The organism is Pseudoduganella guangdongensis, assembly GCF_009857475.1.
GTDB classification, from domain to species: domain Bacteria; phylum Pseudomonadota; class Gammaproteobacteria; order Burkholderiales; family Burkholderiaceae_D; genus Rugamonas; species Rugamonas guangdongensis.
The window spans coordinates 126,057-149,646 of the sequence record NZ_WWCJ01000001.1 but is presented as its reverse complement, the minus strand read 5'-3'; the positions used below and the strand labels follow the sequence as shown (position 1 = coordinate 149,646).

23 protein-coding genes are annotated in these 23,590 nt (G+C 65.1%); 6 read left to right on the top strand and 17 right to left on the bottom strand.

The features are described 5' to 3' along the window. Positions 1 to 53: 53 nt before the first annotated feature. The 10 genes from GTP41_RS00710 to leuS all read right to left on the bottom strand — a co-directional run bounded on the left by GTP41_RS00710 (position 54) and on the right by leuS (position 14,765). The gene (locus GTP41_RS00710) at positions 54 to 1,586 is read right to left on the bottom strand and encodes an SEL1-like repeat protein (protein WP_161023634.1); all 1,533 of its coding nucleotides are present in this window, start codon (positions 1,584 to 1,586) and stop codon (positions 54 to 56) included. Positions 1,587 to 1,593: 7 nt separating this feature from the next. Then, positions 1,594 to 3,807: a putative bifunctional diguanylate cyclase/phosphodiesterase gene (locus GTP41_RS00705; protein ID WP_161023633.1), complete on the bottom strand. Its 2,214-nt coding sequence runs from the start codon at positions 3,805 to 3,807 to the stop codon at positions 1,594 to 1,596. Between the two features lie 6 nt (positions 3,808 to 3,813). Further along, on the bottom strand, positions 3,814 to 5,979 hold the full coding sequence (locus GTP41_RS00700; RefSeq protein ID WP_229502687.1) for an HDOD domain-containing protein: 2,166 nt from the start codon (positions 5,977 to 5,979) through the stop codon (positions 3,814 to 3,816). Between the two features lie 191 nt (positions 5,980 to 6,170). Beyond that, positions 6,171 to 7,373 (bottom strand): multidrug effflux MFS transporter, encoded by a 1,203-nt coding sequence (locus tag GTP41_RS00695; RefSeq protein WP_161023632.1) that lies wholly within the window; start codon positions 7,371 to 7,373, stop codon positions 6,171 to 6,173. Between the two features lie 82 nt (positions 7,374 to 7,455). After that, positions 7,456 to 8,649 carry a THUMP domain-containing class I SAM-dependent RNA methyltransferase gene (locus GTP41_RS00690; protein ID WP_161023631.1) on the bottom strand — a complete coding sequence of 398 codons (1,194 nt, stop codon included), beginning with the start codon at positions 8,647 to 8,649 and terminating at the stop codon, positions 7,456 to 7,458. Positions 8,650 to 8,781: 132 nt separating this feature from the next. Continuing rightward, positions 8,782 to 9,198 (bottom strand): CopD family protein, encoded by a 417-nt coding sequence (locus tag GTP41_RS00685; protein ID WP_161023630.1) that lies wholly within the window; start codon positions 9,196 to 9,198, stop codon positions 8,782 to 8,784. A 4-nt stretch (positions 9,199 to 9,202) separates the two neighbouring features. After that, a complete protein-coding gene (locus GTP41_RS00680) occupies positions 9,203 to 10,474 on the bottom strand; it encodes a glutamate-5-semialdehyde dehydrogenase (RefSeq protein ID WP_161023629.1) in 1,272 nt (423 codons plus the stop codon). A gap of 4 nt (positions 10,475 to 10,478) precedes the next feature. After that, positions 10,479 to 11,495, bottom strand: coding sequence for a DNA polymerase III subunit delta (holA, locus tag GTP41_RS00675; RefSeq protein ID WP_161023628.1), 1,017 nt, complete (start codon positions 11,493 to 11,495; stop codon positions 10,479 to 10,481). Between the two features lie 11 nt (positions 11,496 to 11,506). Then, the gene (locus GTP41_RS00670) at positions 11,507 to 12,136 is read right to left on the bottom strand and encodes an LPS-assembly lipoprotein LptE (protein ID WP_161023627.1); all 630 of its coding nucleotides are present in this window, start codon (positions 12,134 to 12,136) and stop codon (positions 11,507 to 11,509) included. A gap of 7 nt (positions 12,137 to 12,143) precedes the next feature. Then, positions 12,144 to 14,765 (bottom strand): leucine--tRNA ligase, encoded by a 2,622-nt coding sequence (gene leuS / locus GTP41_RS00665; RefSeq protein WP_161023626.1) that lies wholly within the window; start codon positions 14,763 to 14,765, stop codon positions 12,144 to 12,146. 81 nt (positions 14,766 to 14,846) lie between these two features. Here leuS and GTP41_RS00660 point away from each other — a divergent pair, with 81 nt between their 5' ends. From GTP41_RS00660 to map, 4 genes are all read left to right on the top strand, one after another. Continuing rightward, complete coding sequence (locus GTP41_RS00660) at positions 14,847 to 15,707, top strand: helix-turn-helix domain-containing protein (protein WP_161023625.1); 861 nt, start codon at positions 14,847 to 14,849, stop codon at positions 15,705 to 15,707. Between the two features lie 207 nt (positions 15,708 to 15,914). Beyond that, positions 15,915 to 16,502, top strand: a complete 588-nt coding sequence (locus tag GTP41_RS00655) for a hypothetical protein (RefSeq protein ID WP_161023624.1) — start codon at positions 15,915 to 15,917, stop codon at positions 16,500 to 16,502. Positions 16,503 to 16,578: 76 nt separating this feature from the next. Then, entirely contained in the window at positions 16,579 to 16,944 is a 366-nt protein-coding gene (locus tag GTP41_RS00650) for a VOC family protein (RefSeq protein ID WP_161023623.1), read from the top strand. 57 nt (positions 16,945 to 17,001) lie between these two features. Continuing rightward, a complete protein-coding gene (gene map, locus GTP41_RS00645) occupies positions 17,002 to 17,793 on the top strand; it encodes a type I methionyl aminopeptidase (protein WP_161023622.1) in 792 nt (263 codons plus the stop codon). A 41-nt stretch (positions 17,794 to 17,834) separates the two neighbouring features. Here the strand turns inward: map and GTP41_RS00640 are convergent, their stop codons facing one another. The 5 genes from GTP41_RS00640 to GTP41_RS00620 are packed head-to-tail and all read right to left on the bottom strand — an operon-like array spanning position 17,835 to position 20,606. Next, positions 17,835 to 18,152 carry a barstar family protein gene (locus GTP41_RS00640; protein WP_161023621.1) on the bottom strand — a complete coding sequence of 106 codons (318 nt, stop codon included), beginning with the start codon at positions 18,150 to 18,152 and terminating at the stop codon, positions 17,835 to 17,837. Then, complete coding sequence (locus tag GTP41_RS00635) at positions 18,152 to 18,574, bottom strand: ExbD/TolR family protein (RefSeq protein ID WP_161023620.1); 423 nt, start codon at positions 18,572 to 18,574, stop codon at positions 18,152 to 18,154. Before GTP41_RS00635 ends, GTP41_RS00640 begins: the two co-directional genes overlap by 1 nt. A 4-nt stretch (positions 18,575 to 18,578) precedes the next feature. Then, positions 18,579 to 19,235, bottom strand: coding sequence for a MotA/TolQ/ExbB proton channel family protein (locus tag GTP41_RS00630; RefSeq protein WP_161023619.1), 657 nt, complete (start codon positions 19,233 to 19,235; stop codon positions 18,579 to 18,581). Next, positions 19,235 to 20,044, bottom strand: a complete 810-nt coding sequence (dapB, locus tag GTP41_RS00625; protein ID WP_161023618.1) for a 4-hydroxy-tetrahydrodipicolinate reductase — start codon at positions 20,042 to 20,044, stop codon at positions 19,235 to 19,237. The genes GTP41_RS00630 and dapB overlap by 1 nt, the downstream gene beginning before the upstream one ends. Before the next feature lie 10 nt (positions 20,045 to 20,054). Then, on the bottom strand, positions 20,055 to 20,606 hold the full coding sequence (locus GTP41_RS00620; RefSeq protein ID WP_161023617.1) for an outer membrane protein assembly factor BamE: 552 nt from the start codon (positions 20,604 to 20,606) through the stop codon (positions 20,055 to 20,057). Positions 20,607 to 20,687: 81 nt separating this feature from the next. Between GTP41_RS00620 and fur the strand changes: the two genes are divergently transcribed. Next, positions 20,688 to 21,116 (top strand): ferric iron uptake transcriptional regulator, encoded by a 429-nt coding sequence (gene fur, locus GTP41_RS00615; protein ID WP_161023616.1) that lies wholly within the window; start codon positions 20,688 to 20,690, stop codon positions 21,114 to 21,116. Between the two features lie 26 nt (positions 21,117 to 21,142). Here the strand turns inward: fur and hrcA are convergent, their stop codons facing one another. After that, on the bottom strand, positions 21,143 to 22,159 hold the full coding sequence (hrcA, locus tag GTP41_RS00610) for a heat-inducible transcriptional repressor HrcA (RefSeq protein WP_161023615.1): 1,017 nt from the start codon (positions 22,157 to 22,159) through the stop codon (positions 21,143 to 21,145). A gap of 4 nt (positions 22,160 to 22,163) precedes the next feature. Further along, positions 22,164 to 22,868 (bottom strand): HAD family hydrolase, encoded by a 705-nt coding sequence (locus tag GTP41_RS00605; protein ID WP_371867233.1) that lies wholly within the window; start codon positions 22,866 to 22,868, stop codon positions 22,164 to 22,166. A 129-nt stretch (positions 22,869 to 22,997) separates the two neighbouring features. Here GTP41_RS00605 and GTP41_RS00600 point away from each other — a divergent pair, with 129 nt between their 5' ends. Continuing rightward, positions 22,998 to 23,576: a hypothetical protein gene (locus GTP41_RS00600; protein ID WP_161023613.1), complete on the top strand. Its 579-nt coding sequence runs from the start codon at positions 22,998 to 23,000 to the stop codon at positions 23,574 to 23,576. Positions 23,577 to 23,590: the final 14 nt, after the last annotated feature.

Below are 23,590 nucleotides of genomic sequence, written 5' to 3'. Positions count from 1 at the left end.
TCAGGTCTGACAATCGGACAAACTATGCGCTCCGCGCATAGTTTGTCCGATTGTCAGACCTGACCCCGAATCTTTTGGCCGTTGCGGGCGGCTTCGCTCAGCCAGCGCTCGGCTTGCTCGGCGTCGGGCTCGGTGCCCTGGCCGGTGCGGAACATCAGGCCGGCGTTCAGTTGCGCGCGGGCGTGGCCCTGGCGCGCGGCGGCCAGATACCAGGATAAGGCTTGCTTGAAGTCGCGCGGTACGCCCTGGCCGTTGTCGTAACGCAGGCCGAGCGTGAAGCAGGCCAGCGTGTGGCCTTGCTCGGCGGCCTTGCGGTACCAGGCGTTCGCTTGCGCCAGGTCGGGCGCGGGGCCGTCGTCGCGGTCGTACACCTGGCCCAGCATGAACTGGGCGGCGACATAACCTTGCTCGGCGGCGCGGCGGAACCAGGCCAGCGCCTTGCGCGCGTCCTGCGGCACGCCTTGCCCGTGCTCATAACGCAGGCCGAGGTCGAACTGGGCGCGCAAATGGCCCTGGTCGGCGGCCTTGCGGTACCAGAAGATGGCTTCCTGCTGGTCGCGCGGCACGCCGTGCCCCTGTTCGAACAATAGCGCCAGGTGGTATTGCGCGGCCGGGAAACCTTGCTCGGCGGCCTGGTGGTACCAGTGCGCGGCCTGGCGATAGTCCTGCGCCACGCCCTGTCCATGGTCGTAACGTTGCCCCAGATTGTTCTGCGCGGCGGCATGCCCCAGTTCGGCGGCGCGGCGATACCACTTCAACGCCAGCTGTTCGTCGCGCGCCACGCCGTGGCCGTTATCGTAGATCAGGCCCAGGTTGAATTGCGAGCTGACGTGGTCCTGTTCTGCGGCCAGCGTGTACCAGTGGATCGCCTTGGCCGGATCGGCCGCCACGTCCTGCCCCTTGTCATAGCGCAGCGCCAGGTTGAACTGGGCGGCGGCGTAGCCCTGGTCGGCGGCTTTGCGGAACCAGCCCAATGCCTGCCTGGCGTCCTGCGCCACGCCCTGGCCGTTGTCGTAGCGCAGGCCGAGGTTGAACTGGGCGCGCGCATAGCCTTGCTCGGCGGCCTTGCGGTACCACATGATCGCTTGCGCGAAATCCTGCGGCACGCCTTTGCCGGTGTCGTACATCATGCCCAGGTTGTTCTGCGCGCCGGGGTCGCCCTGTTCCGCGGCCTTGGCGAACCAGTGGCGCGCCTGTTCGGTGTCCTGCGCCACGCCTTGTCCTTTGGCATACAGCCAGCCCAGGTTGTACTGCGCGGCGGCATAGCCTTGCTCGGCCGCCAGTTGGTACCAGTGCGCCGCTTCGGCGAAATCGACCTCCCCCCCCTGCCCCTTCTGGAACATCACGCCCAGGTTGTACTGCGCGTGTTCCAGGCCGGCGTTGGCGGCCTGGCGGTACCAGGCCACGGCCAGCTCGTAATTTTGCGGCACGCCCTGACCGTTGAAGTACATGAAGCCCAGGCTGTGCTGGGCGTTGGCGACGCCGCGCTCGGCCAGCTGGCGCACGCGCAGGAACTCCGCCGTGAAGCCGGCGTCCTGTCGCGGCGCACTGGCCTCTTCCACGGCGGTGGGGGTGTAGCGCTGCATGCCGCCCTTACGCCTGGATCGCCAGGCGCGGTACGGCGGCCAGGGCTGGCAACTCGGCCTGGTTCTGCGCCGCCAGCACTTCCATGAAGCTGGTCAGCGCGATCGGGCGGTAGAACAAGTAGCCTTGCATGGTGGCGCAGCCGTTGGCGGCCAGGTAGCGCGCCTGCACTTCGGTTTCCACGCCTTCCGCCACCAGGTGCAGCCCCAGGCCGCGCGCGATCGAGATGATGGCCAGGATCACCGGGTAGTGGCCATGCTCGTCGTGGATCTCCTTGACGAAGCTCTGGTCGATCTTGATGGTGTGGATCGGGAAGCGGTGCAGGTAGGACAGGGAGGAATAGCCCGTGCCGAAATCGTCGATCGCGACCGACACGCCGAGCTGGCACAGCTTGTTCAACTGCTCAATCGCGTACTGCGGGTTGCGGATGCAAATGTTCTCGGTGATCTCGACTTCGATCTGGGCCGGCGCAATCTGGTAGCGCAGCAGCGCATTGCGCATCTTCTCGAAGAAGTCGCCCCGGTCCAGGTATTGCGGCGACAGGTTGAGCGACAGGCGGATATTGTCGGCGCCGGCCGCGTTCCACAGCAGCAGGTCGCGGCAGAGCGCGCCGATCATCCAGTCCGAGATCGGCAGCATCAGCCCATTCTCCTCCGCGAACGGCAGGAACTCGCCGGCCGACAGCAGGCCGCGCGTCGGGTGGTTCCAGCGCATCAGCCCTTCGGCGCCGATGACGCGGCCGCTGGCCTGGTCGACCTGCGGCTGGTAGTACATCTCCAGCTCGTTGTTTTCCAGCGCCTTGCGCAGCGATTGCTCGAGCGCGATCTTCTGGTGCGACATGTCCTGCATCGAGGCGTGGTAGAAGCTGTGGCCGTTCTTGCCCTGCGCCTTGACCTGGTACATGGCGATGTCGGCGTGGCGCAGCAGCTCTTCGATCGTGTCGCCGTCGGTCGGGTAGACCGCGATGCCGATCGAGGCCGAGATATGCACCACATGGCCGTCCAGGTCGAACGGCTGCTGCAGCACTTCCTGGAACTTGTCGGCAATCGCCTTGGCATCGGCGCGGTCGCGCAGCTCGGGCAGCACGATGGTGAATTCGTCGCCGCTGTGGCGCGCCAGGGTGTCGCCCTTGCGCAGGCAATCCTTCAGGCGCCGCGCGGCCTGCTGCAGCAGCTCGTCGCCCTTGACGTGGCCCAGGGTGTCGTTGACCAGCTTGAAGCGGTCCAGGTCGATGAACATCACCGCCAGCTCGGCCAGCTTGCGCTTGGCCTGGATCACGGCCAGGCCCAGGCGGTCCTTGAACAGGATGCGGTTCGGCAGGTCGGTCAGGATGTCGTGGTAGGCCTGGTAGGAGATCATCTCCTCGGCGCGTTTGCGGTCGGTGATGTCGCGCGCCACACCGTAGGTGCCGAAGAATTCATGCTTGGCCACCGCCTCGCCCGGCACATGCATGCCGATCGCGTTGAGCGAAATCGTCATCAAGGTGTTGTTGAAGGTGCGGTCGCCGGCGGCGCTGTTATTGCATTTCAGGCGCAGCTCCACGTTGCGCGAAGCCCGTTCGTCCACGCGGCGCTCGTTGAAGACGTAGCGCGCGCGCTCCTGGTCTTCTTCATGCACCAGCACCGAGTAGTGGCGGCCGATCAGCTCCTCGCGCGTATAGCCCAGGATCTGGTAGGCGCGGTCGTTGATGAAGGTGAAGCAGCCTTCGTGGTTCAGGGTGTAGATGATGTCGGGCGAGCTGTCCACCAGGTAGCGGTACATCTTTTCCGAATTTTCCAGGCGCTGCGCGATGCGCAGGTTCTCCACCGCCAGGCGCCGCTTCTGCAGCGCGTTCTCCACGGTCTTCAGCAGCTCGGGCGGGTTGTACGGCTTGCGCAGGTAGTCGTAGGCGCCGCGCTTCAGGGCGCCGATGGCGGCCTCGATGCCGGCTTCGCCGCTCATCACGATCACGTCGCAGTCGATCTCGCGCGCATTCACGAAATCCATGATGTCGTGGCCGCTCATGTCCGGCAGGCGCAGGTCCAGCAGCAGCAGGTCGAAGTGCTGGCGGCTCAGCGCGGCCAGCGCCTCGGCGCCGTTGGTGGCGGTCACCAGCTGGTAATGGTCCTGCACGCGCAGCAGCTCGTACAGGGAGGTCAGCAGGCGCGGTTCGTCGTCGACCAGCAACAGGCGGGGCTGGAATTCCGGTGCCGGGGTCTGGGGCGTCGGGATGATCGGGTTCATGGGGCCTTATACGGAGTCCACCACGCCGCGCGCCTGCACGGTGGCGAGCTGGCTGGTGCTGCCGCGAGCCGGCAGCAGGAGTTCAAACGAGGTGCCGTTGGCGCCACTGCGGCAGCTGATCATGCCGTTCAGTTTTTTCACGAGGCTATGGACGATGGACAGTCCCAGCCCGTGGTGCTTGCCTTCCTTGCTGCTTTTCACGGCACCAAACAGGTTGGCCAGCACTTCCTGCGACAGGCCGGGACCGGCGTCGCTTACCACCAGCTCGACATACAGCCGGCGTTCGCGGTTGACCAGCCCGCGGTTGGCAATCTCGATGCGGCCGCCCTGCGGCTGCGCCTCGATGGCATTCTTGACCAGGTTGACCAGGATCTGCTTGAGCAGGTCGGCGTCGCCGTCGATCTCCTGCGGGCCGTCCTGCATGCGCGTCACCACCTGCACCGAGGCGGGCAGGAAGTCGGTGGCGCGGAACAGGCGCAGCACGTCTTCCACCACGCGCGCCACGTTCGTCACGCAGCCGGCGTCCGAGGGCTGCAGGTCGGCCAGGCCGTTGATCAGCTGGCCGACGCGGTCGATCTCCTCGTTCAGGATCGACATCTCGGAAACAACCGGTTCACGCCGCGCCAGCTTGGCGTCCAGCACGGAGAGGTAATTCTTGATGATGGAGAGCGGATTGTTCACCTCGTGCACCACGCGCCGCGACGCCTCGCGGTATTCCTCCGCCACGTGCGCCACCTGGCGCCGCGCATGGCCGCGCTCGGACAGCGCGGTTTCCAGCGCGTTGGCCGCCTGGTTGCCGAAAGCCTGCAGGAAGCGCTCCTTCTTTTGCAGCAGCGGCAGCTGCCAGGCCGGCACGCCGCCCACGATCATGCCCAGGCAGCGCTGGCCGGCCACCAGCGGCAGGCAGACCAGCGCTTCGCTGCCGACGATGCGGAACAGCTGTTCTTCCACGATGCCCAGGCCGGGGCCGGCGCCGCGCGCGGCGAAGGCCAGGGTGCGGCCATTGGCGGCATCGGCCAGCATGCCGGGCTTGTTCAGGGGCACGGCGAATTCGGACAGGCGCTGCTGCGCCTCGCCGCTGCCGGCGCCTTGCAGCGCGTGGCCGGTCGGGCTCTCCAGCAGGATGACGGTGGTCTCCAGGTCGAACAGGATGCGCGCCGAACGCGTCATGGCGTCCAGCATGCCCGGCTCGCCCGACTGGCGCGCAAAGCTCTGCCCCATCTCCTGCACCAGCACCATATTGCGCACTTCCTCCTGCAGGCGCGCCTGCACCGGGTCGACCGGCTTCAGCGCCGCCGCCTGCGCCAACGCCGGCGGCGCCGGGATCTCGTCGGCGCCGGCCAGGTCGATGCCCAGGTGCTCGGCGGCGCGCGTGACCTGGCGCGCGGCCGACTTCACGAAGGCGTCCAGCTTGTCCTCCTCGATGCCGCACAGGCCGGCCGCCTCCGCCGCCGCTTGCGGCGTGTCGGCGTGGTAGCACAGCTGGTGCGCCAGGCGCACGATGCGGATCAGGGGATGCGCCGCCTCCAGGCGCGGCACCGGCTCGTGGTGGTACAGCACCGAATCGGCCAGGAAGGAATCCAGGTTCCAGCGTTCGATCAGCCAGGCGCCGGCTTCGGCGTGGGTGATTTCCAGCGTGCGCTGCTCCACCGCGCACAAGTCCTCGTCGTCGCGCGCGGTGAAGTTGTAGGCGTATTCTTTCGGCGCGGTGGCCAGCAGCGCCAGGCGGCCGACATTGTGCAGCAGGCCGGCCAGGTAGGCTTCTTCCACCTGCGGGTAATCAAGCACGCGCGCAATGTCGCGCGCGATCACGGCGGTGGTCAGCGAACCTTTCCAGAAGGCGCGCAGGTCGGTGCTGCCGCTGTGCGGGAAGTTGTTAAAGGTCTGGAACACCGATTCCGAAATCACCAGCGTCTTGATCATGTCGGTGCCGAGCGACACCAGGGCCTGCTCCAGGCCCACCGAGCGGTTGTGCCGCTGGTAGGCCGAGCTGTTGGCCACGGCCATGATCTTGCTGGTCATGCCGGCATCCTTGGCGATCAACGCAGCCAGCTCCGGCATGCCGGCGTCGTCGGCTTGCAGGAGCTCAATCAGCTTGATCAGGATCTGCGGCATAGCCGGCAGCCGCGCGATCAGCAAGCGATTGCGGATGTCTTGTTCGGGGTGTTGCATTTCAGGGTGGTCCAAATCCTCGAATTGCGGGTATTTATCCGCTCTGTTCTCGCTTGCAATCCACGGAGCAAATTGGCATAAATATACTATAACTTATTAGCAATACAAATTTCTGACGGCAATATGTTGCATTTGTGTAGAAACAACTACACTATTGACAGTAATTTACTTTTTACCAACAAGATTTTCATTTAAGCACTTATCTTGCGCCGCAAGACGCGCGCCGTCAACCATAGCCCCAGCGCGGTGAGGGCCAAAGCCAGCTGCCCGCAAGCGAGCCACAGCAGCGAATGCGAGGCCAGCGGCGCCAGCACCCCGGCCACCAGGGCGCCCAGTAGCGTGGTGGCGAAGGACTGGACCGAGGCCACGGTGCCGCGAATATCCGGGAACAGGTCGAGCGCCAGCAAGGTGGCGCCGGGCGCCGCCAGCGACATGCCGAAGGTGTAGAAGAACAGCGGCAGCACGCTCCATGGCAGCGACGGCGGCAGCAGCGCGTGCAGCAGCACGTTGGCCAGCGCCGCCGCCAGCAGGAAGCAGAAGCCATAACCGATCTGGCGCATGAAGCTGATCTTGCCGGCGATGCGGTTGGCCGCCAGCGCGCCAAGGAAGATGCCGCTCACCGCCGGCACGAACAGCCAGGCGAATTGGTCCGGCCCCAGGTGCAGCTGGGTCGGCAGCGCCACCGGCGCGGCGGTAATGTAGAGGAACAGGCCGGCGAAGTTGAAGGCGACGATGCCGGTCTTCAGGTGGAACAGCGGCGAGGACAGGATCTGCCGGTAATTGCGCCACAGCGAGCGCGGATTGAAGGGCTGCCGCTTCTCGCGCGGCAGCGTCTCCGGCAGGCGCCGGTAGCAGACGATGAACAAGACCACGGTATACCCGGCCAGCGCCAGGAAAATGGTGCGCCAGTCCGAATACTTGACGATCACGCCGCCCAGCACCGGCGCAATGGCCGGCGCGATAGCGAAGATCATGGTCACCATCGACAGCAGGCGCGCGGCCGCCGCATCGGCATACAGGTCGCGGATGATGGCGCGCCCCACCACCACGCCGGCACCAGCCGAAACGCCCTGCAGCACGCGGAAGAACCAGAGGTAATGGACGGTATGCGCGGAAGCGCAACCGATAGTCCCGACCAGGAAAGCCACCAGCGACACCAGGATCACGTTGCGCCGCCCGAGCGCATCCGACAGCGCCCCATGCCACAACACCATGCCCGCAAAGGCCAGCATATAGGCCGTCAGTGACTGCTGGACTTCAATTGGCGTCGCATGCAGCGACGCCTGGATATTCGGGAAAGCCGGAAGATAAGCATCAATCGAAAACGGCCCCAGCATGGAGAGGCTCGCCAGCATCGCCGCCAACGCCCGCGGCTTTGGGGTCAGGTCTGTCATTCGGTCATTTGGCGGCCCGCGCCAGCGCAGAAATAGGACACTATACCCGCCAAATGTCCGAATGTCAGACCTGACCCCGAATTCACTCAGCCGCCGGCGGCTTGCGGTTGAACCCCGCCACCATATCAAAGCGGAACAGCCGGCACTCCAGCGCGCCGTTGAAGAACGGCGTCTTGCGCGACTCCTTCAAGCGCAGCAGCTTCGGCAGCCCCAAATCGGCCGTGAACAGGTACGCCGTCCACCCGCTGAAACGCTGCTTCAAAGTGGTCGAGAAAGCGCTATAGAAACTGCGCGCCAGTTCATCCTCCTCTAGGCTGGCATCGCCGCGCACGCCGATCCGCTCGCCATACGGCGGATTGGTCAGCAAGATCCCCGGCTCCTTGGTCGGCGCCTGCACCTGCTGCGCCTCGATCTGCTTGAGCGGCACCTCGAACATAATGCCGGCACAGCGCAGGTTATGGCGCGCCATCGCCACCATATCGCCCGAAATATCCGAACCAAAAATGGTCGGTTCGGCCGGCAGCGGATTCGGCTTGAAGTCGGTCTTCATCTTGTTCCACGGCTCCGGATCGAAGTCGTGGAATTTCTCGAATGCGAAGCGGCGGCGCGCGCCGGGCGGGATGCCCTGCACCATCTGCGCCGCTTCGCACAGGATGGTGCCGGAGCCGCACATCGGGTCGAACAGGGGCATGCCCGGCTTCCAGCCGGACACGCGCAGCAGGCCGGCGGCCAGGTTCTCGCGCAGCGGCGCGTCACCGGTCTCCTCGCGCCAGCCGCGCTTGAACAGCGCTTCGCCGGAGGTGTCGAGGTAGATCATGAACTGGCGCTGGTCGAGGAAGCCGAAGATGCGCATGTCCGGTTCGCGCGTGTCGACCGACGGCCGCTTGCCGTACAGGTCGCGGAAGCGGTCGCACACGGCGTCCTTGATCTTCAGGGTGGTGAATTCGAGCGATTTGAGCGGCGATTTGATGGCGGTGACGTCGACCCGGATGGTGTGGTCGATGCCGAACCATTCTTCCCAGGCCTGGCCGAGGACCAGGTCGTAGATGTCGTTTTCGTTCTGGTAATGGCACACGCCCATGCGCATCAGGACGCGCGAGGCGATGCGCGAGTGCAGGTTGATGCGGTAGGCGTCGTACAGGTCGCCGGAGGCGTGCACACCGCCGGGGACCTGGTTGTGGACCTTCAGGGTCGGGCTTTGGGCCGCGATTTCGGTCAGTTCTTCTGCGAGGGCGGCTTCAAGGCCGCGCGGGCAGGGGCAAAAATAGGATGGCATTTGGGGAACCCTTTATCCGTTGTTTAAAGCAAAACCGGTGGAGCGGTGTCTGACCCGCAGGGTCAGACACCCGGCCTGCGGCGGCCGCGTATCGGTGCCTGACCCTGCGGGTCAGGCACCGGGTTACCGGTTTCAGAAAGGCTTGACGACCACCAGAATCACAATCGCCAGCAACATCAGCACCGGTACTTCATTGAACCACCGGTAAAACACATGACCGCGCGTATTCACGCCGCGTTCAAACTTCTTAAGCAGAGAACCGCAAGCATGGTGATACCCCAGCAGCAGGAACACCACGCCCAGCTTGGCATGCAGCCAGCCCGGCATCTTGGCGCCATACTGCAGCGCCACCAGCCAGATCCCGAACACCAGCGCCGGCAGCGCCAGCATGGTGGTGAAGCGGTACAGCTTGCGCGCCATCGTCAGCAGCCGCTCGGTGCTCGGGCCGGAGGTGTCCATCGCCAGGTTGACGAAGATGCGCGGCAGGTAGAACAAGCCGGCCATCCAGGCCACGATGAAGACAATATGCAGCGCTTTAATCCAGAGCATTGAATTACTTTCTAATCTCACCGTGGCCGAACACCACGTATTTAAGGGAAGTCAGGCCTTCCAGCCCAACCGGGCCGCGTGCGTGCAGCTTATCGTTCGAGATGCCGATCTCGGCGCCCAGGCCGTACTCAAAGCCGTCCGCAAAGCGCGTCGACGCATTGATCATGACCGACGATGAATCGACCTCGCGCAGGAAGCGCATCGCGGCGGAATAATCCTCGGTCACGATCGCCTCGGTGTGCTTGGACGACCAGGTGTTGCAATGCTCGATCGCCGCATCCAGCCCGTCCACCACGCGCACCGCCAGGATCGGCGCCAGGTACTCGGTGGCCCAGTCCTCCTCGCTGGCATGCGCCAGGTGCGGGTAGCCGGCGGCGGCCAGGATGGCGTGCGCCTCGGCATCCGCGCGCAGCTCCACCTTTTCGGTGGCGTAGCGCGCGGCCAGCTGCGGCAGCACTTCGGCCGCAATGCTGCGCGCCACCAGCAGGGTTTCCATGGTGTTGCAGGTACCGTAGCGGTGGCACTTGGCGTTGAAGCCGATGTCCAGCGCCTTGGCGATATCGGCCTTGCCGTCGATGTAGACGTGGCAGATGCCGTCCAGGTGCTTGATCATCGGCACCGTGGCTTCTTCCATCAGGCGCGCGATCAGGCCCTTGCCGCCGCGCGGCACGATCACGTCCACAAACTGCGGCATGGTGATCAGGGCCCCCACGGCGGCGCGGTCGGTGGTGTCGACCACCTGCACGCCGTCGGCCGGCAGGCCGGCGCCGCGCAAGCCCTCGGCCACCAGCTTGGCAAGGGCGCGGTTGCAGTTGATCGCCTCCGAACCGCCGCGCAGGATGGTGGCGTTGCCGCTCTTGATGCACAGCCCCGCCGCGTCCACGGTGACGTTGGGGCGCGCTTCGTAGATGATGCCGATCACGCCCAGCGGCACGCGCATCTGGCCGACCTGGATGCCGGACGGGCGGATCTTCACGTTCGAGATTTCGCCCACCGGGTCCGGCAGCGAAACGATCTGGCGCAGGCCGGCCACCATGGTGGCGATGGCTTTGTCGCTCAGCGCCAGCCGGTCCAGCATGGCCGGCGCCAGGCCGGCGGCGCGCGCGGCGGCCAGGTCCCGCTCGTTGGCGGCGCGCAGCGTGTCGGCGTCGCGTTCGATGGCAGCGGCGATCAGCTCCAGTGCGCGGTTGCGCGTGGCGCTGTCGGCGCGCGCCATGCCGCGCGAAGCGGCGCGGGCGCGCTGGCCGATGTCCTGCATGTACTGCTTGATGTCCATAGTATTAACCTTTTGCGACCTTCAGCGCCAGCTGCAGCATGGCATCCCACTGGTCGCCGGCGAACGCTTTGGCGCGCAAGCCTTTCACCATGCGGTCGACCTGGGCGGCCTGCTGCAGCGCCGCTTCCAGCGTCGGCAGCGAAATGCGGCGCAGCGCCGGCTCCATCAGCCGTTCGCGCGGGCCCCAGATGCGGTACTCCTTGAGCAGCGCCGGCAGCGGACGGCCTTGCGCCATGCCTGCCTTTAATTTTAGCAGCGTGCGGATTTCTTCGGAGACGGCCCACAAGACCAGCGGCAGCGCTTCGCCCTCGCCTTTCAAGCCCTCCAGCATGCGGATCAGGCGCGCGGTGTCGCCGGAGAGCATGGCTTCGGACAGCTTGAACACGTCGTAGCGTGCGACATTGAGCACGGCGTCTTGCACCTGCTCGTGGGCCAGCTTGCCCGGCTCGTGCAGCAAGCCGAGTTTCTGGATTTCCTGGTGCGCGGCCAGCAGGTTGCCTTCAACGCGGTCGGCGATGAAGTCCAGGCTGGCGCGGTCGGCGCTTTGCCCTTGTGCGGCAAGGCGGTGCGCGATCCATCCCGGCAGCGCGTTGCGCTCGATGCTCGGGATGTCGATATACACGGCGGCCTGCTGCAAGGCCGCCACCCACGCCGCCTTCTGCGTCTGCCAGTCCAGCTTGGGCAGCGTGATCAGCGTGAGGTTATCGGGTGATAAGTCTTTCGCGTAGGCCTGCAGGGCGGCGCCGCCATCCTTGCCCGGTTTGCCGGACGGGATGCGCAGCTCGATCAGCTTCTTGTCGCCGAACAGGCTCATGGCCTGGTTGGCCGCCAGCAGCTCGCCCCATTTGAAATTGCGTTCCACCGTCAGCACGTCGCGCTCGGAATAGCCTTGCGCGCGGGCGGCACGGCGGATCTTGTCGGCCGCCTCCAGCGCCAGCAAATGCTCGTCGCTGGTGATGACGTACAGCGGCGCCAGCGTCTTGCTGACGTGGACGTCCAGGGCGTCGGCGCGCAACTGCATCGCGGCGCGCCTTAGCGGATCACCGGCGCGGCCGGCATGCCGCTACCGCTGCCGGTGGCGTCCGGGGTGCCCAGCACGCCCGGCAGCACGCCGGACGGGGTCGGCGCCGGGGCCGGCGTGCCCGGCTTGATGGCGGCCATGCGGCGCATCATCTGCTGCACCAGGTCGGTCTGCATGTCCTTGTACAGCAAGGCTTCTTCCTGCTCTTTCGCCAGCAACTGGTCTTCCTTGAACTCGATCGGGCGGCCCAGCGTGATCTGGGTCGGCGCCAGCAGCTCGTTGCCGGCCTTGTCGGCCACGCGGAACACGATGTTATAGGTCAGCAGGTATTCGCGCACGCGGCCATTGCTGTTCAGCGACAGGATGGATTTGCTGCGCGTTTTTTCCGGATCGGTGATCACTTCGATCACGCCGTCGGCGTCGGCGGCGCGCGCCGCCACCGCCGTATGGCCGTTGGCGCGGATATTGCGCTTCAGGTCAATCGCCAGCGGCGACGACTCCGGCATGGCCACATACAGGGCGTTAAACGGCAGCGTATAGTTGCCGCTCGAGCCGCGCAGGTGGAAGCCGCAACCGCTTGCGGCAGCGGCCAGCGCGCTTGCCAGCACCACGTTGCGCAGGGTTTTCAGAGTCGTCGTCATGTGCGCCTTACACCACGATGTTAACCAGCTTGCCCGGCACCACGATGACCTTCTTCGGCGCGCCTTCCAGGAACTTCTGCACGCTTTCTTCGGCCAGGGCGGCGGCTTCGATGGCGGCCTTGTCGGCGGCCTTCGGCACTTTGACCGAGCCGCGCAGCTTGCCGTTCACCTGGATCATCAGCTCGATCTCGGACTGCTCCAGCGCAGCCGGATCAACCTGCGGCCAGGCCGCGTCCAGGATGTCGCCCGCGTAACCCATCTCCTGCCACAGCACGTGGGTGATGTGCGGCGCCACTGGGTTCAGCAGGCGCAGGAAGATCGAATAGCCTTCGGCCAGCACCGCCGGCTCCACGCCTTTGGCGGACTCCAGGGTGTTCAGCATCTTCATGCACGCCGACACCACGGTGTTGTACTGGATGCGCTTGATGTCGTAGTCGGCCTGCTGCAGCACCTTGTGCATTTCGCGGCGCAGGGTCTTGCCTTCGTCGGTGGAGGCGGCCACGGCCAGCGGCGAGCCGGCGGCGCGGATCGCGTCGCGTTGCGCGTAGCCGAAGTTCCACACGCGCTTCAGGAAGCGGTTGGAGCCTTCCACACCCGAGCCGGACCACTCCAGGGTCTGCTCCGGCGGCGAAGCGAACATGGTGAACAGGCGCGCGGTGTCGGCGCCGTACTGCTCGATCTGGGCTTGCGGGTCGATGCCGTTGTTCTTCGACTTGGACATCTTCTCCGTGCCGCCGATCTGCACCGGCGCGTTATCGGCGCGCAGCAAGGCGGAGACTGGACGGCCACGGTCGTCGGTGGTCAGGTCCACGTCGGCCGGGTTGAACCAGGTCTTCTTGCCGGCCGCGTCTTCGCGGTAGTAGGTCTCGTTCAGCACCATGCCCTGGGTCAGCAGGTTGGTGAACGGCTCGTCGAACTTGACCAGGCCGAAGTCGCGCATCACCTTGGTCCAGAAGCGCGCGTACAGCAAGTGCAGCACGGCGTGCTCGATGCCGCCGATGTACTGGTCCATCGGCATCCAGTAATCGTTGCGGGCGTCGACCATCGCGGCATCGCTGCCTGGCGAGGTATAGCGCATGTAGTACCAGCACGAGTCGACGAAGGTGTCCATGGTGTCGGTCTCGCGGCGCGCCGGCTTGCCGCATTTCGGGCAGTCGCACTTGAGGAAGGCTTCATGCTTGTTCAGCGGGTTGCCGGTGCCGTCCGGCACGCAGTCTTCCGGCAGCACCACCGGCAGGTCCTTCTCCGGCACTGGCACCGAGCCGCAGGACTCGCAGTGGATCATCGGGATCGGGGTGCCCCAGTAGCGCTGGCGCGAGATGCCCCAGTCGCGCAGGCGGAAGGTGGTCTTCTTCTCGCCCAGGCCCTTGGCGGCCAGGTCGGCGGCGATCGCTTCCAGCGCATCGCTGTAACGCAGGCCGTCGTACTTGCCGGAGTTGGTCACCACGGAAATCGACTTGTCGCCGTACCATTCCTGCCAGGCTTCGTCGGAGTAGGACTGGCCTTCGGCCGCGATCACTTGCTTGATCGGCAGATTGTATTTCTTGGCGAAGGCGAAGTCGCGCTCGTCGTGCGCCGGCACGCCCATCACGGCGCCGTCGCCGTAGGTCATCAGGACGTAGTTGCCGATCCAGACTTCGACTTGCGCGCCGGTCAGGGGGTGGGTCACGAACAGGCCGGTCGGCATGCCCTTCTTCTCCATCGTTGCCATGTCGGCTTCGATCACGGAGCCCATCTTGCATTCGGCGATGAAGGCTTGCAGTTCCGGCTTGTCCTGCGCGGCGTGGGCGGCCAGCGGGTGCTCGGCGGCCACGGCGCAGAAGGTCACGCCCATCACGGTGTCGGGACGGGTGGTGAACACGTACAGCTTGCCGTCGTTGATCAACTGGCCGTCGGCGCCCTTGATCTGGTGCGGGAAGGCGAAGCGCACGCCGGTGCTCTTGCCGATCCAGTTCGACTGCATGATGCGCACGCGCTCAGGCCAGCCTGGCAGCTTGTTGTCGACGTAGTCCAGCAGCTCGTCGGCGTAGTCGGTGATGCGGATGTAGTACATCGGGATTTCGCGCTTTTCGATCAGCGCGCCCGAACGCCAGCCGCGGCCATCGACCACCTGCTCGTTGGCCAGCACGGTCTGGTCGATCGGGTCCCAGTTCACGGTACCGGTCTTCTGGTAGATGATGCCCTTCTCCAGCATCTTCAGGAACATCCACTGGTTCCACTTGTAGTATTCCGGCTTGCAGGCGGCCATTTCGCGCGACCAGTCGATCGCCAGGCCCATCGACTCCATCTGCTCTTTCATGTGGTCGATGTTGGAGTAAGTCCATTTTGCCGGCGGCACGTTGTTGGCCATTGCCGCGTTTTCTGCCGGCATGCCGAAGGCGTCCCAGCCCATCGGCATCAGCACGTTGTAGCCGTTCATCCGCAGGTAGCGGTACATCACGTCATTGATCGTATAGTTGCGCACGTGGCCCATGTGCAGCTTGCCCGATGGGTAGGGCAGCATGGAGCAAGCGTAATACTTGCCTTTTGGGAAACGTGGGTCGTTCTCGACCGCTTTGTAGGCGTCGATCGCCTTCCAGTGCGATTGGGCGGCTTTTTCGACTTCTGCTGGACTATATTTTTCTTGCATGATGTGGCGCACTAAAATGGATGGATATGAACCCTTCATTATAACAATGCATTTGGTGCGGCGCGTCAGAATGAAGTCAATATGAGATATCAGGAATTTCCCCCACCGCCGGGGCTGGCCGGGCTGGTGGATTGCCTGTGGCTGTCCGAGACCTCGGGCGGCCCGGCCGCCCTGCCCGTCTCGCACCGCGTGCTGCCGGATAACCGGACCGATATCCTGTGGCAGGATAATGGGACGGCTTTCTTTGTCGGCATGATGAGTACCTGGTTCGATGTGCCGGCGGCGCGTCGCCTGCGCACGGTGGCGGTGCGCTTCCGGGCCGGGGCGGCCAGCCTGTTCCTCGGCCCTTTGCCGCTGGCGGGCCTGGTCGATAGCCGCGCCGACCTGGACCAGCTGTGGGGCCGCTCGGCGGCGGACCGGCTGGCGGATGCGCTATGGTCGGTGGCGCGCAGCGATGCGGAGCGCCTGGCCATGCTGGCCGACGCCCTCTCCGCTCGCCTTGCCCTCGCCTCGCCGGGTGCGCGCGCGGCCACCGCCCTGGTCACGGGCTTGGCGTCGCGCGGCGGCGGCGTGCCGCCGGTGCGCACCTTGGCGCCGGCAGTGGGCACGCCCGGCCAGGCGCTGGCCTTGCGCGCGGTGGCCGAGCTGGAGGCCAGCGGCGGCGCCCTGCGCGTCGAGCAATTGGCGGCGGCGCTGGGCGTCTCGCGCCAATACCTGGCGGCCCAGTTCCGCGACCACGTCGGCCTCTCGCCCAAACTGTTTGCCCGCATCTGCCGCTTCCGCAGCGCGCGCGCCGCCGCCCTCGCGACCGAGGCCGGCGCCCATGGCCGCGACTGGGCCGGCCTCGCCCTCGACAGCGGCTACTTCGACCAATCCCACCTGATCCGCGACTTCCACGACTTCACCGGCAATTCGCCCGACACCCATGTAGGTAAAGGGTAAGCCGCGGCACAGTGTCGGGAGAAAGTGGGATTTTCGGCTTAAATTGGCCTGACCACTCCGGGATTTTTATCGAAAAATCGGGAACAAATGGGATTTTGCTTGTCTAAGTACAAAAATCCCATTTAGAGGGCCGAAAATCGTCAAAAATCCCGGAGTGGTCAGGCCAATTTCGACCAAAAATCCCACTTTCTCCCGAGGGAGGCAATCGTGACACCCACTATATGCATCGCCATCGCACCCCGCACCCTGCGCGCCCTGATGGACTTCCAGCGCGACCATTGCAAAGAAGACGAACTGAGCGAGCTGGCCGACAGGGCCATCGACGACTGGCTCGCCCACCAGCTTGAGCTGGCCAAGCCGAAGGGCCAGCGCGGCTACTTCTGGAAAGCGCTTTTCCTGCCCGACGGCACGCGGCTCAGGATCGCCAGCCATGCCGCTACGCGCTACGCCGCCGTGGTCGGCGACGACCTGGTTTACAACGCCATGTGCCTGTCGCCCAACCAGTTTGCCCAGCAGGCCATCGGCAGCGTGCGCAACGCCTGGAGCGCGATCTACATCCAGATGCCGGGCGAACGCGCCTGGACGCAAGCACAACGCCTGCGCCGCGCCCAGCGCGAAAGCGAGCGTATCGCCAGCCTGCCGCACTTCCGCCCGCATAGCCAGCCGCCGGCCGCGCCGCGCCCAGCGACAGCACACCCATTGCCCCCGGACGTGCTGTTAGCCCCGCAACTCCGGCACGACCGCGTAGAGCGGCGCCATGCCTACCGGCGCGCGGAAGACCTGCTGCTCGACTAGTTTCCATTTTTCCAATCGCGACGCCAACCGGCGTGGCAAGATGCATCCATCCACAACGCCATAGAGGAGAAACAGCATGATCAAAGGTTTGCGCACCGCCATCTACCCCACCCCCGACCTGCAAGCCGGCAAGGCCTGGTACAGCCAGGTCTTCCAGAAAGAACCCTACTTCGACCAACCGTTCTACGTTGGCTTTGAGATCGGCGGTTTCGAGCTGGGCCTGCTGCCCGATGGCGCGCCGGGCAAGACCGGTACCCAGGTCTACTGGGGCGTGGACGACATCGATAAGGAAGTCGAACGCATCATCGCACTGGGAGCGAGCGCTCACTCCAAGATCGAGGACGTGGGCGAAGGCATCCGCGTGGTCGACCTGGCCGACCCGTTCGGCAACATCCTTGGCCTGATCCAGAACCCGCACTTCGACAAGGCCAAAGTGGACTGAGCCGGGGATGGGCGCCTGTGATACCATGCGCCCCTTCCGCTTTCAGAAAGTCCCGCCATGCGCAAGCGTAACAACAAAGCCATCCTGATCAAGACACCCGACCAGGTGGAACTCGCGCGCGTGGCCGGCCAGCTGGCGGCCGACGTTCTCACCTTCATCGCCCCGCACGTCAAGCCGGGCGCCACCACCGCCCAGCTGGACCAGCTGTGCAACGACTACATCGTCAACACGCTGAAGGTGATTCCGGCCAATGTCGGCTATGGCGGCTTTACCGGCACCGTCTGCACCTCGGTCAACGAGGTGGTGTGCCACGGCATCCCGACGCCGAAGAAGATACTGAAGGACGGCGACATCATCAACATCGATGTGGCCGTAATCAAGGATGAATGGTTTGGCGACACCAGCCGCATGTACTACGTCGGCACCCCGTCCAAGGCGGCGCAGAAGCTGTGCGAGGTGACGTATGACGCCATGTGGGCTGGCATCCGCGCGGTGAAGCCGGGTGCGCGCCTGGGCGATGTGGGGCATGCGATCCAGAAGCTGGCCGAGGCGGCCGGCTATAGCGTGGTGCGCGATTATTGCGGGCATGGCATTGGCATGGTGTACCACGAGGATCCGCAGGTGCTGCACTATGGCAAGCCTGGGACCGGGATGGTGCTGGAGCCGGGCATGGTGTTTACCATCGAGCCGATGATTAATGCCGGCAAGCATCCGACGCGTGCGCTGCCGGATGGGTGGACGGTGGTGACCGCCGACCGCTCGCTGTCGGCGCAGTGGGAGCATATGGTGGCGGTGACTGAGACCGGCTTTGATGTGCTGACGTTGGCGCCGGGCGAGCAAACCCGGTAAACCAGGGTCTGACCCGAGGGTCAGACCCCGCCTTGCCGGGTCTAGCGCAAAGTCAGCTTCAACGCCGGCTTCTCGCCGTAATCCTCATAGCGCTCATTGATGCCGCCCACGCAAAAGGAAACCTCCTCCAGCAGATCCTGCGGCATCTTCTTCGAATCGGTGATCACAATCTCCAGCACCTCGTTCGGCTTGAGCCTGAACTTGGTCATATTGTCATCATCGCGCAGGTAAGACAGGCAATCCACCCAAGCGTCAATCGAGCTGGTATACGAAGCCGGAAACCCCAGCTCCGCCTGGCACGCCGCATGGAATGCAGCCTCATCGCCGATCACGGCGCCGTTCAAAGTGGCAATGGCCATTATTTCTTTTCCTTCGGATCGGTGACAAAACCCAGGCGAGTAAGGCCATGCGACTGCGCCGCCGCCATCACCTGCGCCACCACTTCATAACGGGTATCCTTATCCGCGCGCAGCTGCAACTCCGGCTGCGGCGACACACCCGCCGCCTGCACCAGGCGCTGTTCCAGCCCGCCCGGCGCCAAGGCATCGTTATTCCAGTAAATCGTCCCGGCGGCATCGATCGCGATCGACACCGTCTCGGCCTCCTGCGGCACGGCCTTGGCCTGCGCCTTCGGCAGTTCCAGCTGCACCGCATTGGTAAACATCGGCGCGCTGATGATGAAGATCACCAGCAGCACCAGCATCACGTCCACCATCGGCGTGACATTGATGTCCGCCATGGACTCGCGTTGCCGGTGATGGTTGAAGGCGCCGAAGGCCATGGCCTTACCCCTTGGTCAGGTAAGCGTGCAAATCATGCGCAAACGCGTCCAGCTCGGACAGCGTAATGCGGTTGATGCGGTTAAAACCGTTATACGCCAGCACCGCCGGAATTGCCACCACCAGGCCGACGCCGGTCATGATCAAGGCCTCGCCCACCGGCCCGGCCACCTTGTCGATCTGCACCGTGCCCGACGACGACACCGCCGCCAGCGCATGGTAAATGCCCCACACGGTGCCGAGCAGGCCGACAAACGGCGCGGTGGAAGCGATCGACGCCAGCAGGGTCAAGCCGGTCTCCAGCCGCGTGGTCGAGGCATGGATGGCGTCGCGCAGCACGCGCGTGGCCTGTTCGCTGCGCCCCATCTCGGCGGCGATGCTGCCAGCTTTGGCGCGCGCCAGCTGGCCGGACGCAGCTTGCGCCACGGCCGCGAAAATGCCTTCCTGGTCGCGCGCCGCCATCAAGGCCACGCCATCGGCCACGGTCGGCGCATCCCAGAAGGCCTGCACCGCCGGCGCCGCGCGCCGGGTGCGCCAGGAGGCCCAGCCCTTCCACAGGATGAAGAACCAGGACGCCAGCGACATCGCCAGCAGCAGGTAAGCCACACCGTGGCTGATCGCGTCGCCGCGTTCCCAGTAGCTGGCGAAGGTGAAGTGCTCCATCAGCCGTTCAGGCCCAGCACGTCGTACATATCGTAAAGGCCGGTCTTTTTATCGGCCAGGAACTGCGCCGCGCGCAGCGAGCCGTTGGCGTAGTGCTGGCGCGAGGACGATTTGTGGCTGATTTCGATGCGCTCGCCCTCGGTCGCGAACATCACGGTATGGTCGCCGATGATGTCGCCGCCGCGCACGGTGGCAAAGCCGATCTGCGACGGGTCGCGCGGGCCGGTCACGCCTTCGCGCGCGAACACGCCGACCTTTTTCAGGTCGCGCCCCAGGGCGTCGGCGATCACCTCGCCCATTTTCAGCGCGGTGCCGGACGGCGCGTCCACCTTGTGGCGGTGGTGCGCCTCGATGATCTCGATGTCGTAGCCGATGTCGAACTGCTTGGCCGCGAATTCCAGCAGCTTGAGGGTCACGTTCACGCCCACGCTCATATTCGGCGCGAACACGATGGCGGTCTTCTCGGCCGCCTTGGCGATGGCCGCCTTGCCCGCTTCGTCAAAGCCGGTGGTGCCGATCACCAGCTTCACGCCATGCTCGGCGCAGTAAGCCAGGTGCTCCAGCGTGCCTTCCGGGCGGGTGAAGTCGATCAGCACGTCGGCCTCGGCCAGGCCGGTGGCCAGGTCGGCCGTCACGGCCACGCCGGCCGGCTGGCCGGTGAAGGCCGCCGCGTCCTGGCCCAGGGCGGGCGAACCGGCGCGGTCCAGGGCGCCGGCCAGGCGCGCGTCCGGCGCCGCCTGCACCGCCTCGATCAGCATATGGCCCATGCGGCCGCTGGCGCCGGCGATGGCGATTTTCAATTGCGTCATGCTCTATCCTTTATTGCTTCTGGCCCGATTCCTGGCCGCCCGGCAGCGGCGCCTTGCCCGGCGCGGCGTTGCCTTTGGCGTTTTCGGCGCGCTTGAAATCCTTGATCGGGCCGGCGATGCGGGCAATGTACTCCTGCTCGGTCGGCAGGTTGCCGCCTTCGAAGCGCGCCACCTTGTCGTCTTTGTCGAAATACACCACCACCGTGCTGGTGGTCAGCTCGCCATTGCCCTTGGCCAGGCGGAACGGGTAGTCCCAGCGCTGGGCGTGGAAGGGGTCGGCCATGAGCGGGGTGCCGAGCAGGAATTTCACCTGGTCCTTGCCCATGCCGGTCTTGAGCTGGGCCAGCATTTCCTGCGAAACGAAGTTGCCCTGCTGGATATCCGGCCGGTAGGGCGAGAAGAACCACAGGAATTTCTGCACCTGGGTGATGGTGCTGGTCTGGGCGCCCTGGGAAGCCTCGACCGGGGTCACCGTGGCCGGCTTGCTGGCGCAGGCGGCCAACAGGGCGGCGGCCAGCAGCGGAGTGCTACGTTGCAACAAAGACAGCGGGGTGGAACGCATGTTATGAAACCTCAATTCCGTGAGCAGAAGTGCCTAAAACGCTATATCATAAAGCACTTCCCGCAACTGACGTTAGCAAACATGAGTAACAGCCCTACCGACCTGAAGGCGTCCGGCCTGAAGGCTACCCTGCCGCGCCTGAAGATCCTTGATATTTTTCAGAGCAGCCCCGTGCGCCACTTGACGGCGGAAGACGTGTACAAGCTGCTGCTGGCCGAGAATATGGATGTCGGCCTGGCCACGGTGTACCGCGTGCTGACCCAGTTCGAGCAGGCCGGCCTGCTGCACCGCAACCACTTCGAGAGCGGCAAGGCGATTTTCGAGCTGAACGAAGGCTCGCACCACGACCACCTGGTGTGCCTGGACTGCGGCCGCGTGGAGGAATTCGTGGACGACGAGATTGAAAAGCGCCAGCAGCGCATCGCCGCCGAACGCGGCTTCAAGATTGCCGAGCATGCGCTGGCGATCTACGGCACCTGCACCAAGGAGCAGTGCCCGCACAAGCACTAAAAAAATGGGGTACGTCCCCATTTTTTTTACTGGTTGCTCAAAGCATTCGACAGCAGCCGCGACGTGATATCCACAATCGGAATCACCCGCTCATACGCCATGCGGGTCGGCCCGATCACCCCCAGCGTCCCCACGATCTTGCCGTTCGCCTCGTAAGGCGCGGTCACCACGCTCATTTCATCCATCGGCACCAGCTGCGAATCGCCGCCGATGAAAATCTGCACGCCGGACGCCTTGGACGACACGTCCAGCAGCTGCACCAGCCCGGTTTTCTGCTCGAACAGGTCGAACATGGCGCGCAGCGAGGACATATTGGAAGACAGGTCGCTCACCGACAGCAGGTTGCGTTCGCCCGCGATCACCATATCCTCGGACGATTCGGCCATCGCTTCGCTGCCGGCCTCCACCGCCGCCTGCATCAGGCGCCCCATATCGTCGCGCAGCTGGCGCAGCTCGCCCTGCAGGCGGCCGCGCACGTCGTCGAACGACAGGCCGGAATAATGCTGGTTGATGAAATTGGCCGACTGCTGCAGCTGGGCCGGCGTGTAGTCGACGTCGGTCAGCAGGATGCGGTTCTGCACGTCGCCCGAGGGCGCCACGATCACCAGCAGCACGCGCTTTTCGCCCAGCCGCAGGAATTCGATTTGCTGGAACACCGACTCATGGCGCGGCGCCAGCACCACGCCGGCGAACTGGGTCAGCGAGGACAGCATCTGGGCCGCGTTGGCGATCAGCTTTTGCGGCTGCGGCGAGTTGCCGCGCAGGCCGGCCTGCATCGCGCTTTCATCGATATGCTGCACCGTCAACAGGGTGTCGACGAAGATGCGGTAGCCGCGCGGGGTCGGGATGCGCCCGGCCGAGGTGTGCGGGCTGGACACATAGCCCTGCTCCTCCAGGTCCGCCATGACGTTGCGGATGGTGGCGGGCGAGAGCTCCAGGCCGGACAGCTTGGACAGGGCGCGCGAGCCGACCGGCTGGCCGTCGGCGATATAACGCTCGACCAGGGCTTTGAGCAGGGTTTGGGCACGGATATCGAGATGCATACGTCTATTCTGCCAACTGTTGTTCCAGCCACGCAAGCAGTTCATCAAGCGTGGCACAAATCGCGTCCGGTTGCGGCGCGCCGTCCGGCAAGGCAGCGCCACGCCGGTTCATCCACACCGCACGCAGGCCGGCCGCCTGCGCCCCCGCCACGTCCAGCGCCAGGTCGTCGCCGACATAGACCGCGTCGGACGGCGCCACGCCGAGCGCCTGGCAGGCGGCACGGAAGATGCCCGGGTCCGGCTTGGCGGCGCCGAAATGCGCGGCCGCCAGCGATACCTCAAAATGGTGGGCCAGGCCGATCACTTCAAGGTTGGCATTGCCATTGCTGATGGCGCCCAGCTGCACGTGCTGGCGCAGCTTGAGCAGGCCGGGCAGCACGTCGTCGTAGGGCGTGACGGCGTTGCGCGCGGCAAAAAAGTGGGTCATGGCGCCGTCCACCTGGTGCTCCGCCTCGCCCGCCGCCGCGAAGGCCGCCTGCAGGCTGGCGCGGCGCAGCTGGCCGAGGTCGATCAGCAGCTCGGGCCGGGCCGCCGCCAGCTCGGCGCGGTGCGCGCGCAGGGCCTCGATCGACCACGCCGCCGCCACTTTCGGCGCGTGCGTGGTGAGCCAGGCGTGCAGGGTCACTTCCGCTGCGGCGATGACGGGCGCGATCGGCCACAGGGTATCGTCCAGGTCGAACAGGATGGCTTTGGGCTTCATGGCGGCCATTGTACCAAGCCCGGTTGCAAGCTGTTACAAGGGAAAAGCAAGCCAAAACGGCTAAAGATGTGGCAAATGCACTAAAATAGGCGCCGATTTGAACGGCGCCGACGCGCGAAACCGACTGGAGAATGTGGAATGAAGAGTAAGTATCTGTCTGCCGCCGCAGCCCTGCTGTGCGCCGCCGGCCTGGCCGCCTGCGGTGGCGGTGGCAATGGCAGCCTGCCCCTGGTGGTCCAGGTGGTGGGTCTGGACCGCACCGGCCTGGTGCTGCTGAACAATGGCGGCGACGAGCTGCTCGTGACCGGTTCCGGCACCGCCACCTTCAAGACCTTGATGGAACCGGACGCCGCCTTCAACGTCACGATCAAGACCCCGCCGGACGGCACGGTATGCAAGCTCGCCAACAACACCGGCAAGATCAACTACTACTCTTACCAGCAAACCGTGGTCACCTGCACCCCGAATACGTACGAGCTGGGCGGCGAAGTGAGCAACCTGACCACCAGCGGCCTGGTGCTGGCCAACGGCCCCCTGACCGTGGCCGTGCCGGCCAATAGCACGCGCTGGGAGTTCGCGACCAAGATCAACAACCTGGCCCCGTACGGCGTCACCATCCTGTCGCAGCCGGCCGGCCAGACCTGCGCCCTGGCCAACGCCTCGGGTGTCATGCCGCTGGCGCAAAAGGTTGCCAACGTGAACGTCACTTGCCAATAATTTAGGAAAACCCG

Coding starts and splice junctions, on each gene's coding strand:
- GTP41_RS00710 (WP_161023634.1), bottom strand. CDS start 1,586: ATGCAGCGCTACACCCCCACCGCCGTGGAAGAGGCCAGTGCGCCGCGA.
- GTP41_RS00705 (WP_161023633.1), bottom strand. CDS start 3,807: ATGAACCCGATCATCCCGACGCCCCAGACCCCGGCACCGGAATTCCAG.
- GTP41_RS00700 (WP_229502687.1), bottom strand. CDS start 5,979: ATGCAACACCCCGAACAAGACATCCGCAATCGCTTGCTGATCGCGCGG.
- GTP41_RS00695 (WP_161023632.1), bottom strand. CDS start 7,373: ATGACAGACCTGACCCCAAAGCCGCGGGCGTTGGCGGCGATGCTGGCG.
- GTP41_RS00690 (WP_161023631.1), bottom strand. CDS start 8,649: ATGCCATCCTATTTTTGCCCCTGCCCGCGCGGCCTTGAAGCCGCCCTC.
- GTP41_RS00685 (WP_161023630.1), bottom strand. CDS start 9,198: ATGCTCTGGATTAAAGCGCTGCATATTGTCTTCATCGTGGCCTGGATG.
- GTP41_RS00680 (WP_161023629.1), bottom strand. CDS start 10,474: ATGGACATCAAGCAGTACATGCAGGACATCGGCCAGCGCGCCCGCGCC.
- holA (WP_161023628.1), bottom strand. CDS start 11,495: ATGCAGTTGCGCGCCGACGCCCTGGACGTCCACGTCAGCAAGACGCTG.
- GTP41_RS00670 (WP_161023627.1), bottom strand. CDS start 12,136: ATGACGACGACTCTGAAAACCCTGCGCAACGTGGTGCTGGCAAGCGCG.
- leuS (WP_161023626.1), bottom strand. CDS start 14,765: ATGCAAGAAAAATATAGTCCAGCAGAAGTCGAAAAAGCCGCCCAATCG.
- GTP41_RS00660 (WP_161023625.1), top strand. CDS start 14,847: ATGAGATATCAGGAATTTCCCCCACCGCCGGGGCTGGCCGGGCTGGTG.
- GTP41_RS00650 (WP_161023623.1), top strand. CDS start 16,579: ATGATCAAAGGTTTGCGCACCGCCATCTACCCCACCCCCGACCTGCAA.
- map (WP_161023622.1), top strand. CDS start 17,002: ATGCGCAAGCGTAACAACAAAGCCATCCTGATCAAGACACCCGACCAG.
- GTP41_RS00640 (WP_161023621.1), bottom strand. CDS start 18,152: ATGGCCATTGCCACTTTGAACGGCGCCGTGATCGGCGATGAGGCTGCA.
- GTP41_RS00635 (WP_161023620.1), bottom strand. CDS start 18,574: ATGGCCTTCGGCGCCTTCAACCATCACCGGCAACGCGAGTCCATGGCG.
- GTP41_RS00630 (WP_161023619.1), bottom strand. CDS start 19,235: ATGGAGCACTTCACCTTCGCCAGCTACTGGGAACGCGGCGACGCGATC.
- dapB (WP_161023618.1), bottom strand. CDS start 20,044: ATGACGCAATTGAAAATCGCCATCGCCGGCGCCAGCGGCCGCATGGGC.
- GTP41_RS00620 (WP_161023617.1), bottom strand. CDS start 20,606: ATGCGTTCCACCCCGCTGTCTTTGTTGCAACGTAGCACTCCGCTGCTG.
- fur (WP_161023616.1), top strand. CDS start 20,688: ATGAGTAACAGCCCTACCGACCTGAAGGCGTCCGGCCTGAAGGCTACC.
- hrcA (WP_161023615.1), bottom strand. CDS start 22,159: ATGCATCTCGATATCCGTGCCCAAACCCTGCTCAAAGCCCTGGTCGAG.
- GTP41_RS00605 (WP_371867233.1), bottom strand. CDS start 22,868: ATGGCCGCCATGAAGCCCAAAGCCATCCTGTTCGACCTGGACGATACC.
- GTP41_RS00600 (WP_161023613.1), top strand. CDS start 22,998: ATGAAGAGTAAGTATCTGTCTGCCGCCGCAGCCCTGCTGTGCGCCGCC.